Annotated in this window: 12 protein-coding genes; 10 read left to right on the top strand and 2 right to left on the bottom strand. The window is 67.9% G+C overall.

Translation table 11 applies throughout. The features are described 5' to 3' along the window. Nucleotides 1-12: 12 nt before the first annotated feature. The 10 genes from ACR2JI_RS01865 to proB all read left to right on the top strand — a co-directional run bounded on the left by ACR2JI_RS01865 (nt 13) and on the right by proB (nt 12,132). Complete coding sequence (locus ACR2JI_RS01865) at nt 13-618, top strand: DUF937 domain-containing protein (RefSeq protein ID WP_526387423.1); 606 nt, start codon at nt 13-15, stop codon at nt 616-618. A gap of 38 nt (nt 619-656) precedes the next feature. Further along, on the top strand, nt 657-3,305 hold the full coding sequence (locus ACR2JI_RS01860) for a valine--tRNA ligase (protein ID WP_526387421.1): 2,649 nt from the start codon (nt 657-659) through the stop codon (nt 3,303-3,305). Further along, nucleotides 3,302-4,738, top strand: coding sequence for a bifunctional tetrahydrofolate synthase/dihydrofolate synthase (folC, locus tag ACR2JI_RS01855; protein ID WP_526387419.1), 1,437 nt, complete (start codon nt 3,302-3,304; stop codon nt 4,736-4,738). The genes ACR2JI_RS01860 and folC overlap by 4 nt, the downstream gene beginning before the upstream one ends. Beyond that, entirely contained in the window at nt 4,735-5,118 is a 384-nt protein-coding gene (locus ACR2JI_RS01850) for a DUF4233 domain-containing protein (RefSeq protein ID WP_526387417.1), read from the top strand. The genes folC and ACR2JI_RS01850 overlap by 4 nt, the downstream gene beginning before the upstream one ends. Nucleotides 5,119-5,189: 71 nt before the next feature. Beyond that, nucleotides 5,190-5,600, top strand: a complete 411-nt coding sequence (ndk, locus tag ACR2JI_RS01845) for a nucleoside-diphosphate kinase (protein WP_526387415.1) — start codon at nt 5,190-5,192, stop codon at nt 5,598-5,600. A 312-nt stretch (nt 5,601-5,912) separates the two neighbouring features. After that, nucleotides 5,913-8,738 carry a ribonuclease E gene (gene rne, locus ACR2JI_RS01840; protein WP_526387413.1) on the top strand — a complete coding sequence of 942 codons (2,826 nt, stop codon included), beginning with the start codon at nt 5,913-5,915 and terminating at the stop codon, nt 8,736-8,738. 161 nt (nt 8,739-8,899) lie between these two features. After that, entirely contained in the window at nt 8,900-9,220 is a 321-nt protein-coding gene (rplU, locus tag ACR2JI_RS01835; protein WP_526387411.1) for a 50S ribosomal protein L21, read from the top strand. A gap of 12 nt (nt 9,221-9,232) precedes the next feature. Then, the gene (rpmA, locus tag ACR2JI_RS01830; RefSeq protein WP_526387409.1) at nt 9,233-9,496 is read left to right on the top strand and encodes a 50S ribosomal protein L27; all 264 of its coding nucleotides are present in this window, start codon (nt 9,233-9,235) and stop codon (nt 9,494-9,496) included. Nucleotides 9,497-9,586: 90 nt separating this feature from the next. Next, complete coding sequence (gene obgE / locus ACR2JI_RS01825; RefSeq protein ID WP_526387406.1) at nt 9,587-11,035, top strand: GTPase ObgE; 1,449 nt, start codon at nt 9,587-9,589, stop codon at nt 11,033-11,035. Then, nucleotides 11,032-12,132, top strand: coding sequence for a glutamate 5-kinase (gene proB / locus ACR2JI_RS01820; RefSeq protein ID WP_526387404.1), 1,101 nt, complete (start codon nt 11,032-11,034; stop codon nt 12,130-12,132). Before obgE ends, proB begins: the two co-directional genes overlap by 4 nt. Here proB and ACR2JI_RS01815 read toward each other — a convergent pair. Both ACR2JI_RS01815 and ACR2JI_RS01810 read right to left on the bottom strand, forming a co-directional pair. Then, complete coding sequence (locus tag ACR2JI_RS01815; protein ID WP_526387402.1) at nt 12,129-12,800, bottom strand: hypothetical protein; 672 nt, start codon at nt 12,798-12,800, stop codon at nt 12,129-12,131. The two genes, proB and ACR2JI_RS01815, sit on opposite strands and share 4 nt — an antisense overlap. Further along, a complete protein-coding gene (locus ACR2JI_RS01810; protein ID WP_526387400.1) occupies nt 12,788-13,621 on the bottom strand; it encodes an NAD-dependent protein deacetylase in 834 nt (277 codons plus the stop codon). Before ACR2JI_RS01810 ends, ACR2JI_RS01815 begins: the two co-directional genes overlap by 13 nt. Between the last annotated feature and the right edge of the window lie 13 nt (nt 13,622-13,634).

Below are 13,634 nucleotides of genomic sequence, written 5' to 3'. Positions count from 1 at the left end.
CGGAACCCCACAATGGCCGGTCTCGACGACCTCTTCAACCAAATCCCGGTGGCGGATATCGCCGCCAAGCTCGGCGCCGACCAGGGCGAGGTGAACCAGGCGATCCAGACCCTGGTGCCCACGCTGCTGGGCACGCTGCAGGAAAATGTCCAGGCCGACGATATCGACTCGGCCAAGCTGGAATCGGTGGTCGTCGCCGAGGGCGAGAGCGACCTGCTGACCGGCGGCGTCAACGTCGACCAGCTCGACGAGGGCCAGGGCAACCAGATGATCGCCAGCCTGTTCGGCGGCAACGACACCAACCAGGTGGCCTCGGCGCTGTCCGGCGCCGGCGCCGGTGGCGGTGACCTGATCAAGCGGCTGCTGCCGATGCTGGCCCCGATCGTGCTGGCCTACGTGGGCAAGCAGTTCGCCGCGAAGAACGCCGGCGCGGGTGCGCAGGCCTCCGGCGGCGGCATGGGCGACATCCTCGGCAGCATCCTCGGCGGTGCGGCCGGTGGTGGCGGCGGGGCCGCCGCCAACAACCCGCTCGGCAGCATTCTGGGCAGCGTTCTCGGCGGCGGTCAGGGTGGTGCGATCGGCAATATTCTGGGCGGTCTGCTGCGCGGCGGGCGGTAGGACGCAGATCACTGGGCACTCGTTCCTAGAATCAACGGGTGCCCAGTGATGACGTCCGCGCCGAGACCCTGCCCAAGTCCTGGGAACCCGGCGCTGTAGAAGCGCAGCTGTACCAGAGCTGGGTCGACGCCGGGTACTTCACCGCCGACGCAACCAGCGCTAAGCCGCCCTACTCGATCGTGCTGCCGCCGCCGAATGTCACCGGCAGCCTGCACATGGGCCACGCGCTCGACCACACCCTGATGGACGCCCTGACCCGGCGCAAGCGCATGCAGGGCTACGAGGTGCTCTGGCTGCCCGGTATGGACCACGCCGGCATCGCCACCCAGAACCTGGTGGAAAGGCAGCTCGCCGCCGACGGCGTGACCAAGGAAGACCTCGGCCGGGAGAAGTTCGTCGAGAAGGTCTGGGAGTGGAAGGGTCAGTCCGGCGGAACCATCGGCGCCCAGATGCGCAGTATCGGCGACGGGGTGGACTGGAGTCGCGACCGGTTCACCATGGACGAGGGCCTGTCCCGGGCGGTCCGCACAATCTTCAAACGCCTCTTCGATGCAGGACTGATCTACCGGGCTGAGCGTCTGGTCAACTGGTCACCGGTGCTGCAGACCGCGATCTCCGATCTCGAGGTGAAGTACGAGGAGGTCGAGGGCGAACTCGTGTCCTTCCGGTACGGGTCCCTCGATGACTCCCAGCCGCACATCGTGGTGGCCACCACCCGGATCGAAACGATGCTGGGCGACACCGCGATCGCGGTGCATCCCACCGATGAGCGCTATCGCCATCTGGTGGGGACCAGCCTGGCTCACCCATTTCAAGACCGCGAGATCGTCATCGTCGCCGACGAACACGTCGACCCCGAATTCGGCACCGGCGCAGTCAAAGTCACGCCGGCCCACGATCCCAACGACTTCGAAATCGGTATGCGCCATAACTTGGCGATGCCGTCGATCATGGATACCAGAGGCCGGATCGTCGACACCGGAACGGTGTTCGACGGAATGGACCGCTTCGAGGCCCGGGTCAAGGTTCGCGAGGCATTGGCCGAACAGGGCCGGATCGTCGCCGAGAAGCGACCGTATCTGCACAGTGTCGGACATTCCGAGCGCAGCGGTGAGCCGATCGAACCGCGGCTGAGCCTGCAGTGGTGGGTCAAGGTCGAATCGCTGGCCAAGGCCGCCGGTGACGCGGTTCGTAACGGCGACATCGTCATTCACCCCAGGAGTCTGGAGCCGCGCTGGTTCGACTGGGTCGACGATATGCATGACTGGTGCATTTCCCGGCAGCTGTGGTGGGGCCACCGAATCCCGATCTGGCACTCACCCGACGGTGAGACGGTCTGCGTCGGACCCGACGAGACGCCACCGGCAGGCTGGGAACAGGACACCGACGTGCTCGACACGTGGTTCTCCTCCGCGCTGTGGCCCTTCTCCACCATGGGCTGGCCCGATCGAACCCCGGATCTCGAGAAGTTCTATCCGACAAGCGTTCTGGTCACCGGCTACGACATCCTGTTCTTCTGGGTCGCCCGGATGGTGATGTTCGGAACGTTCGTCGCGCACGATGACGCCATCACCGACGGCGGTGCGCGCGGCCCGCAGGTCCCGTTCACGAACGTCTTCCTGCACGGATTGATCCGCGACGAGCACGGCCGCAAGATGAGCAAATCGCGCGGCAACGGTATCGATCCACTGGACTGGGTGGAGCTCTTCGGCGCCGATGCACTGCGGTTCACGCTGGCCCGTGGGGCCAGTCCGGGTGGTGACCTGTCCATCGGCGAAGATCACGCCCGCGCCTCGCGGAACTTCGCCACCAAACTGTTCAACGCGACGCGGTTCGCTCTGATGAACGGCGCCGCCCCCGCCGCGCTGCCCGCGGTCGCCGAGATGACCGACGCCGATCGGTGGATTCTCGGCCGTGCCGAACAGGTTCGGGCCGAGGTGGACTCGGCCCTGGATCGCTACGAGTTCAGCCGGGCGTGCGAGTCGATCTATCACTTCGCCTGGGACGAGTTCTGCGACTGGTACCTCGAGCTGGCCAAGGTCCAACTCGCCGACGGTGTCGCTCACACCACCGCCGTGCTGGCTGCGGTTCTCGACACTCTGCTCAAGCTGCTGCACCCGGTCATGCCGTTCGTGACCGAGGTGCTCTGGAAGACGCTGACAGGTGGCGAGTCGCTGGTGATCTCCGACTGGCCGGTGCCGTCGGGGATCGACTTGGATACGGTTGCCGCCCAGCGCATTGCGGATGTGCAAAAGCTCGTCACCGAAGTCCGCCGGTTCCGCAGCGACCAGGGCCTGGCGGACCGGCAGAAGGTGCCCGCCCGCCTCCGCGGTCTCGACGAGGCCGGCCTGGAGGCACATATCGCCCCGGTCACCGCACTGTCCTGGCTTACCAGCCCGGCCGAGGAGTTCACCCCGACCGCCCGGGTGGAGGTGCGCCTGACTGGAGGCACTGTCGAGGTTGAACTGGACACCTCCGGGACCGTGGACGTCGACGCCGAGCGCCGTCGGCTGGAGAAGGATCTGGCCGCGGCGCAGAAGGAACTGAGCGCCACCACGGCAAAACTCGGCAACGAGGCGTTCCTGGCGAAGGCGCCCGGTGATGTCGTGGACAAGATCCGGGAGCGCGAGAAGCTCGCCCGCGACGAGGTGGACCGGATCGGCACCCGCCTGGCTGCGCTTGCATGACGGATCCGACCCCCGACGAGATCGCCGCGCTGCTGCAGGTTGAGCATCTGCTCGACCAGCGCTGGCCGGAGACCAAGCTGGAGCCCAGCACCACGCGCATGGAAGCGCTGATGGAGCTGCTCGGCTCGCCGCAGCGCGGCTATCCGTGCATCCACATCACCGGCACCAACGGCAAGACCTCGGTCGCCCGGATGATCGACGCCCTGCTGACCGCCTTCAACCAGCGCACCGGCCGCACCACCAGCCCGCATCTGCAATCGGCCGTCGAGCGGATCGCCATTGACAATCAGCCGATCAGCCCGGCCCGCTACGTCGAGACCTACACCGAGATAGAGCCTTTCGTGCAGATGGTCGACGCGCAGTCCGAGGGCGGCCAGTTAGGACCGGCTGGGCCCGCGATGAGCAAGTTCGAGGTCGTCACCGCGATGGCCTTCGCCGCCTTCGCCGACGCCCCCGTCGACATCGCGGTTGTCGAAGTCGGCATGGGTGGCCGCTGGGACGCCACCAACGTCATCGACGCGCCGGTTGCGGTCATCACCCCGATCGGCCTCGACCACACCGACTACCTCGGCGACACCATTGCCGCGATCGCCACCGAGAAGGCCGGCATCATCTCTCCTCCGCGCGGTGAGCTCGATCAGGTCGACACCGTCGACTTCGTCGACAAGGTCGACACCGTCGTCGTGATCGGACGGCAACTGCCCGAGGCCATGGAGGCACTGCTCGCCGAAGCGGTGCGGGCCGACGCGGCGGTGGCGCGGGAGGATTCCGAGTTCGCCGTTCTCGACCGGCAGGTCGCAGTGGGCGGGCAGGTACTGGAGTTGCAGGGCCTCGGCGGGACGTACTCCGAGATCTTCCTGCCGTTGCACGGCGAACATCAGGCCCACAACGCCGCGGTGGCACTGGCGGCGGTCGAGGCGTTCTTCGGCGCTGGCGCCGCGCGGCGACTCGACATCGATACCGTACGTGCGGGATTTGCGGCTGCGGTCAGCCCGGGCAGGCTGGAGCGGATGCGCAGCGCACCAACGGTTTTCGTCGATGCAGCTCACAATCCGGCCGGAGCGGCCGTACTGGCGTCGGCGTTGACGACGGAGTTCGACTTTCGCTACCTGGTCGGCGTGGTCGCCGTGATGGGGGACAAGGACGTCAACGGCATCCTGGCCGCACTGGAGCCGGTGCTGGACATGGTGGTGGTCACCGAGAACGGATCACTGCGGGCGATGGACGTCGAGTCGCTGGCAGTGCGCGCCGAAGAGGTGTTCGGGCCGGACCGGGTACTGCGCGCCCAGAACCTGCCGGACGCCATCGAGGCCGCCACCGCCCTGGTCGAGGAGTCCGGTGCGGAGGGATTCTCCGGCTCGGGCATCGTCATCACCGGTTCGGTGGTGACCGCGGGTGCAGCCCGCACCCTGTTCAGGAAGGACCCGCAATGACCCCGCCCGCGAGTGATCCCTGGAAGAGCTTTCGCGGTGTCATGGCCGGCACCCTGATCCTGGAGATCATCGTCGTGCTGCTGGCCCTTCCTGTGGTGGCCACCGTCGGCGGCGGCCTGCGGCCCGCATCCACCGGCTATCTGCTGGGCTTCGCCGGCCTGCTGGTTGTGCTGGCCGGGATGCAGGGCCGGCCATGGGCGATCTGGGCGAACCTCGCGGTGCAGCTGATCCTGGTGGCGGGCTACATCATCTACCCGGCGATCGGTTTCATGGGTCTCCTGTTCGTGGTGGTGTGGGGCGTGATCGCCTACCTGCGCGCCGAGGTGCTGCGGCGGCAGCGCGAAGGTCGGTTGCCCGGCCAGCAATCCGCCCCGGACTGACCCGGTACTCTGAGCGCCGTGACTGAGCCGGTGACGATGCAGAGCGACGCGATGAAGAGGAACGGCGGCAAATGACCGAGCGCACTCTGGTGCTGATCAAACCCGATGGTGTCGAGCGCGCGGTGGTCGGCGAGATCATCAGCCGAATCGAGCGGAAGGGCCTCAACATCGTCGCCCTCGAGCTCAAGGTCGTCAGCGACGAGGTGGCCCGGGCGCATTACGACGAGCACAGGGACAAGGGGTTCTTCGGCGATCTGCTGGAGTTCATCACCTCCGGTCCGGTGGTCGCCGCCGTCGTCGAGGGCCCGCGGGCCATTGCCGCCTGGCGGCAGCTGGCCGGCGGCACCGATCCGGTCGAGAAGGCCACCCCGGGCACCATCCGGGGAGATTTCGGTTTGGAGACCCAGTTCAACCTGGTGCACGGCTCGGATTCGCCCGAGTCGGCCGCCCGCGAGATCAAGCTCTGGTTCCCGGGTCTGTAAAAGACACAGCCGGAGACGGTCGTGGCCGATCCGGCCCGGCGGTGTGGGATACTGGTCCCAGCCGCCCGGCAACGGGTGGCTGAGAATGAGACTTCAGACGTGCGCGACCATCGCGGCCTGCGATGTGGCGCGGACCGTCAACGGGCCGTCATTCAGCCAGACACCAGACAAGCCGGGTCAACAGGCCCGGACCAATAGCGGAAGCCCTCGCGTGGCCGCGTCGACCAGACGCGCCCGGGGGCCCAAGGAGAATACGTGCCCGACGATGACCTCACTCAGCAGCCCGAAATCGCGTCGCCTGGGCAGCCGCCCATGGTTTCCGACCAGGACCTGCCGGAACGGCTGAGAGTCCACTACCTGGCTCGGGTGCTCGGCACCACCAGTAGACGGGTGCTCGACGCCCTGGCCGAGTTCGACGATCGGTCCCGCAGTGCGCAATCGAGCATCGACCAGGCCGAGGCGATCAAGGTCCGGGATCTGCTCGCCGCCCGGGATGCGGACCCCGCCCAGGGTGCGGCCGCCCCCGCGGCGAGCGAGTCGGAGTCGCGGCCGACTCTCGAGGAACCGCCGGCCTATATGCCGCTGTTCGTCGCACCCCAACCCGTCACCCGCCCGGGACCATCCGCCGCTGCCGGCGAATCCACCGGCGCTGAGGTCACCCGGGTCGCCGAGGTCACCGAGGTGATCGACGAGTCCGATGATGCCGATGAGGACGACGAGTCCGGTGACGGCGAGTCACGCCCGGCGAATCGCCGGCGTCGCCGGGGCCGACGCGGCCGCGGCCGCGGCCGCGGGGAACCGTCCGGTGATGGCGAGGACGAGGACACCGAGACCGGCGCGGCCACCGGCACCGGTGACGAGGCTGCCGAGGGCGGCGAGGCCGCCGAGGATTCCGAGTCCGACGAGGACGGCGGCGACGATGAGGGCGGCACCGGTGAGGCAGCGACTCGCCGGCGACGCCGCCGGCGACGCCGCAAGGCCGGGTCCGGCGACGACTCCGATGCCGACTCCGAGGACGATCCGCCGAACACCGTCGTGCACGAACGACCGCCGCGGGCCAAGAAGGAGCGCTCTGAGCGCTCCGACGAGATCCAGGGCATCAGCGGGTCGACCCGCCTGGAAGCCAAGCGCCAGCGCCGCCGAGATGGCCGCGACGCCGGCCGACGCCGTCCGCCGATCCTGTCCGAGGCGGAGTTCCTGGCCCGGCGCGAGGCGGTCAACCGGCTGATGGTGGTGCGTGACAAGACCCGCACCGAACCCCCGCATCAGGGCGAGCGTTACACCCAGATCGCCGTTCTCGAGGACGGCGTCCTCGTCGAGCACTTCGTGACATCGGCGTCATCGGCATCGCTGGTCGGCAACATCTATCTGGGCATCGTGCAGAACGTGCTGCCCTCGATGGAGGCCGCCTTCGTCGACATCGGCCGTGGCCGCAACGGTGTGCTCTACGCCGGTGAGGTGAATTGGGAGGCGGCCGGACTCGGCGGCTCTGCGCGCAAGATCGAACAGGCTCTGAAGCCGGGTGACTACGTCGTGGTTCAGGTCAGCAAGGACCCGGTCGGACACAAGGGTGCCCGACTGACCACCCAGGTCTCGCTGGCCGGCCGTTACCTGGTCTACGTGCCCGGTGCGTCATCGACCGGGATCAGCCGCAAGCTTCCCGACACCGAGCGTCAGCGTCTCAAGGAGATCCTGCGCGAGGTGGTGCCCGCAGATGCCGGCGTCATCATCCGGACCGCCTCGGAGGGCGTGAAAGAAGACGACATCCGGGGCGATGTCAACCGGCTGCAGGAGCACTGGAACACGATCGCCGCGCGCGCCGAAGAGGTCAAGGCCAAGAAGTCCGGGGCCGCGATCGCGCTCTACGAGGAACCCGACGTCCTGGTCAAGGTTATCCGGGATCTGTTCAACGAAGACTTCTCCGGTCTGACCATCTCCGGTGACAGTGCGTGGGAGACCATCACCGGATACGTCAATTCCGTTGCCCCCGAGCTGCTTTCGAAGCTGACCAAGTACGAGTCGGATGGCCCGGACGTATTCGCGGTGCACCGGATCGACGAACAGCTGGCCAAGGCGATGGATCGTAAGGTCTGGCTGCCCTCGGGCGGCACCCTGGTGATCGATCGCACCGAGGCCATGACGGTGGTTGACGTCAACACCGGCAAGTTCACCGGCGCGGGCGGCAACCTGGAACAGACCGTCACCAAGAACAATCTCGAGGCCGCCGAGGAGGTCGTGCGTCAGCTACGGCTGCGCGATATCGGCGGCATCATCGTGATCGACTTCATCGACATGGTGCTGGAGTCCAACCGCGACCTGGTGCTGCGTCGGCTGACCGAGGCGCTGGCCCGCGACCGCACCCGTCACCAGGTTTCCGAGGTGACCTCGCTGGGTCTGGTGCAGCTGACCCGTAAGAAGCTCGGCACCGGACTGATCGAGGCGTTCTCGAGCAACTGCCCGGAGTGCGCCGGTCGCGGGATCGTCCTGCACTCCGACCCTGTGGACAACGGCTCGGGCTCGGGCCGCAAGTCCGAATCGGGTTCGGGCTCCGGTTCCGGTTCCGGCGGTGGCCGTCGGGGCCGGCGTGGCAAGAAGGGCAAGACCGACGAGCAGCCGGAGGTTCCCGCGGTGGTTCGGGTGCCGTCGAATGCTTCAGAGCACCCGATGTTCAAGGCGATGGCCGCCTCGGTCGGCAAGGACGGCGAGGAACTCGACACCGAGGCTGCCGAGGAGGAACTGGTCGAGGAGGGTCTCGCCGCGGTCATCGACGAGGCCGCTGAGGACGAACTGCTGGAGTCCGAGGCTGACGACGACGATGACGACGACGACGATGACGACGATGACGATGATGACGACGACGATGATGACGACGACGACGAGGACATCGAACTCGACGAGGTCGACGACGATGCGATCGACGACGATGCCATCGAGGAGGACGAGGGCCGTGAGATCGTCGACGAGGACGACATCGACGACGATGACGACGATGATGACGAGGACGACGACGATGACGAGGACTCCGAGGACGACGACGAGCCGGTGGTCGTAGCCGTCCAGGCGCCCGACCCGGCCCCGGCGGGCCGGCGTCCCCGGCGGCGAGCCGCGGCCCGGCCGGCGGGTCCACCCCAGTCCTGACCCCCGACGAGCACCCGGTTTGACCCTTCCGGTGCTGGTCACGTAACCTTGAGCAGTTGTCGCCAGGCCCCGCCGGCGGCAGTGGGGCGCCTGTGCGACCCGCATCAAAGACCAGCTCGCGCAACCCCCGGTAGCGCGTGCCCGCAGCAGAAGAGGAACCGATGGCCGACGCAGCCACCTACGCGATCGTCAAGACGGGCGGCAAGCAGTACAAGGTCGCCGTCGGTGACATCCTGAAGGTCGAGAAGATCGAGTCCGAGCCGGGCGCCTCGGTGTCGCTGCCGGTCACCCTCGTCGTTGCCGGCGCCAAGGTCACCACCGATGCCAAGGAACTGGCCAAGGTCGCTGTGGCCGCCGAGATCCTCGAGCACACCAAGGGCCCGAAGATCCGTATCCATAAGTTCAAGAACAAGACCGGCTACCACAAGCGGCAGGGTCATCGTCAGCCGTTGACCGTGCTCAAGGTCACCGGAATCAAGTAGGAGGCGACAGATATGGCACATAAGAAGGGCGCTTCCAGCTCACGTAACGGTCGCGAGTCCAACGCACAGCGCCTCGGCGTCAAGCGGTTCGGCGGCCAGGTAGTCAAGGCCGGCGAGATCATCGTGCGGCAGCGGGGTACTCATTTCCATCCCGGCGTCAACGTTGGACGTGGCGGCGATGACACCCTGTTCGCCACCGCCCCGGGTGCGGTCGAGTTCGGTGAGAAGCGCGGTCGCAAGACCGTCAATATCGTCGCTGTCGCGCGACCGGAGTAGGTCTGAATTTCGCGAGCGTGCGAGCACTGCGAGATCCAGACCGTCTTCGCGCAGTGACCTCCACCCTCGGCGATTGAAAGGACCCTGGCGATGGCTCGTTTCGTCGACCGCGTGGTGATTCACGCCCGCGCGGGCAATGGCGGCAACGGCTGCGCGTCGGTGCACCGGGAGAAGTACAAGCCCCTCGGTGGGCCCGACGGCGGCAATGGGGGCCGCGGCGGCAGCGTGATCCTGGTGGTCGATCCCCAGGTGCACACCCTGCTGGACTTCCACTTCCACCCGAATGTCGTGGCGCCGTCCGGCAAGCAGGGGTCAGGCTCCAACCGCGACGGCGCTGCAGGCTCCGACCTCGAGGTCAGGGTTCCGGACGGCACGGTCATCCTCGATGAGCAGGGCCGGATGCTGGCCGATCTGGTCGGTGCGGGCACCAGGTTCGTGGCCGCCGAAGGCGGACGCGGCGGTCTGGGCAACGCCGCACTGGCCTCCCGGGCCCGCAAGGCGCCCGGCTTCGCGCTCCTCGGCGAGAACGGCCAGGACCGCGAGCTCACCATGGAACTCAAGACGGTCGCCGATGTCGGCCTCGTCGGCTTCCCATCGGCGGGCAAGTCCTCGCTGGTGTCGGCGATATCGGCCGCCAAGCCGAAGATCGCCGACTACCCGTTCACCACGCTGGTGCCCAATCTCGGTGTGGTCTCCGCCGGCGAGCACACCTTCACCGTCGCCGACGTGCCCGGTCTGATCCCGGGTGCTTCCGAGGGCCGCGGACTCGGCCTGGACTTCCTCCGCCACATCGAACGCTGTGCGGTTCTGGTGCATGTGGTCGACTGCGCCACGCTCGAGCCCGGTCGCGATCCGATCTCCGATATCGACGCGCTCGAGGCCGAGTTGGCGGCCTACCGGCCAACCCTGCAGGGCGACTCGACGCTGGGCGATCTGGCCGACCGCCCACGAGCCGTCGTGCTCAACAAGATCGACGTCCCCGAAGCGCGCGAACTCGCCGACTTCGTGCGCGCCGAGATCGCCGAGCGCGGCTGGCCGGTCTTTGAAGTCTCTGCGGTGTCCCGAGAAGGGTTGCGCGAGTTGACCTTCGCGCTGTGGGATCTGGTGGCCGCCTACCGTGACGCCCAGCCCGCTCTGGTTCCGCGTCGCCCGGTGATCCGGCCGGTACCGGTTGACCGCAGTGGGTTCACCGTCGCTCCCGACCCGGGGCATGCCGGCGGCTTCGTGGTCCGTGGCAGCCGTCCCGAGCGCTGGATCGCCCAGACCGACTTCATCAACGACGAGGCGGTCGGTTACCTCGCCGACCGGCTGGCCCGGCTCGGTGTCGAAGAGGAACTCTTCCGGCAGGGCGCCAAACCCGGGTGCGCGGTCACCATCGGCGACGTCACCTTCGACTGGGAGCCGCAGACCCCGGCCGGTGTCGACGTCATCCCGACCGGCCGCGGTACCGACGCGCGACTCGAACAGTCCGACCGGGTCGGCGCCGCCGAGCGGAAGATCGCCCGACGGCAGCGCCGCGAGAGTCAGGACGAGAAGTGAGCGCGCACCGCGAGGCCATCCGAGCGGCGCGCAGCATCGTGGTGAAGATCGGGACCACCGCGCTGACCGACCCGTCCGGCATGTTCGACACCGGCCGTCTGGCAGCGCTGACCGACGCCATCGAGGCGCGGATGACGGCCGGCACCGATGTGGTGATCGTGTCCTCGGGGGCCATCGCGGCCGGTCTCGAGCCGCTGGGACTGTCCCGCAGGCCCGCCGACCTGGCCACCAAGCAGGCCGCCGCCAGCGTCGGGCAGGTGGCGCTGGTCAACGCCTGGAGTACGGCATTCGCCCGGTATGACCGCACCGTCGGACAGGTGCTGTTGACCGCACATGACATCTCCCAGCGGGTCCAGCACACCAATGCCGCCCGCACCCTGGACCGGTTGCGGGCGCTGCACGCGGTGCCGATCGTCAACGAGAACGACACCGTGGCCACCAATGAGATCCGGTTCGGCGACAACGACCGGCTCTCGGCTCTGGTCGCGCATCTGGTCGGAGCCGATGCGCTGGTATTGCTCTCCGATATCGACGGCCTCTACGATGCCGATCCGCGAAAGGGTGACGCTCGCTTCATCCCCGAGGTCGCCGGACCGGATGACCTCGATGGCGTCACCGCCGGGCAGGGCAGCACGCTGGGCACCGGCGGTATGCGCTCGAAGCTGTCCTCGGCGCTGCTGGCCGCTGACGCCGGGGTGCCGGTCCTACTGGCAGCCGCCGCCGATGCTGATGCTGCCCTGACCGACGCGTCCGTCGGCACGGTATTCGCCGCCCGCCCGAGTCGGATGTCGGCGCGGCGCTTCTGGCTGCGCTACGCCGCCGAGGCGACCGGAACGCTGACACTGGACGACGGAGCGGTGCGCGCGGTGGTCTCGCAACGCCGGTCACTGCTGCCGGCAGGTGTGACCGCACTGGACGGTCAGTTCCACGGCGGTGACGTGGTGGAGTTGCACGGGCCCGACGGGGCCCTGGTGGCCCGCGGGGTGGTGGCGTACGACGCCGGTGAACTGGCGACAATGATCGGGCGATCGACCACCGAGTTGCCTGCTGAACTGCGCCGCCCGGCGGTGCACGCCGACGATCTCGTCGTCGTCTAGCGACCGCTCAGCATCGTTCTGATGCCGCCGACGAACGACCGGATGGCCGCGGCGCGTTCGGCCGCGACCTCCAGCGCATCATCCTCGGCCAGTACCACCGGTATGCCGTGCGCCTTCGCGGTCGCCTCCACCATGTCGCGCACGGCCGGATCGGCGAGCACCAGCGCGGCCGGTACACCGGGTTGAATGTCCTTGGCGCGCAACAGTCCCCGGTAGTGCACCTCTGCCGGGATATAGACGGTGAACACGCCGCTGTCCAGTTTGAGGTCGGCGGCCACCGCCACCGCAGTCAGTGCGACGTGCGTCAGTCCGTTGAGTACCAGCCCCCGGCCGGGAAACCGCCACAGCGGAAAGCGGTCCACCTGTCTGGTGATTCCGTCGGTGACCAGATAACCCACCAGTCGCCGCGCGCGGATCTCGGTGACCTTCGACCACGGAACCTCGTCGCCGTCGTACTCGATCCCGCCGGGGCTGACCACCACCGAACCGAATTGATTGAGCTGACGGGCGATTCCACGCAGCGGGCCGGGCAGCTTGCCGGCGGCGGCCTCGCCGACTCCGACACCCCAGCGCTGCGTCGCCGGGCCGGGCTCCGGGCGCACCGGCTTGAGCACGGTGGTGCCGATACCGACTGCGAAGGCCGCGGCGACGTCGGTCAGGGACGGCATCGTGACACCAGCTCCTCGGCCAGCAGCGCCAGGATGGGGGAGCAGCCGGCCTCGAGTTTTACCGTGGCCAGATCGTCGCCGCGGGTCGGGCCGCGGTTGATGATCGCGACCGGAGTCGAGCGGGCAGCCGCGTGCCGCACGAACCGGTACCCGGAGAACACCGTCAGAGACGATCCGGCAACCAACAGGACATCGGAGGATTCGACCAGTGAATACGCCTGTTCGACAACCTCTTTGGCGACTGACTCGCCGAAGTACACGATATTGGGTTTGAGCATCCCGCCGCACGCGGGACAGTCGACGAAGGTGAAGGATGCGGTGTCGGCGACCACGGCGTCGGCGTCGGGAGCCACCGCCAGTCCGCCCACCTTCTCCGCGCGTTCGGTGAACCCGGGGTTGGCGGCCTCCAGCATGTCAGCCAGCGCCGCCCGTGACATGGTGTGGCCGCAGTCCAGACAGACGACCTGGGCGTAGGTGCCGTGCAGGTTGATGACGAAATTGCTGCCCGCTTTGGTGTGCAGCAGATCGACGTTCTGCGTGATCACCCCGGTGACGATCCCGGCCCGCTCGAGTTCGGCCAGCGCCCGGTGACCCGCATTCGGTTCGGTGGCCGCCATATGTCTCCAGCCCAGGTGGTTGCGCGCCCAGTAGCGCTGGCGGTACTCGCGGCTGGTGACGAACTGCCGGATGGTCATCGGGTTGGCCGGTGGAGAGTCCGGCCCCCGATAGTCCGGGATGCCGGAGTCGGTGGAGATGCCCGCTCCGGTCAGCACCGCGATACGCCGGCCGCGCAACAGCGTGAGCAGTTCGGGTGCGTCCACCGCCTCAGACTAC

The sequence above is a fragment of the Mycobacterium sp. genome (assembly GCF_051006775.1).
Taxonomy (GTDB): Bacteria; Actinomycetota; Actinomycetes; order Mycobacteriales; family Mycobacteriaceae; genus Mycobacterium.
The sequence above is the reverse complement of the archived record's forward strand: the minus strand, read 5'-3'. Positions and strand labels throughout refer to the sequence as shown.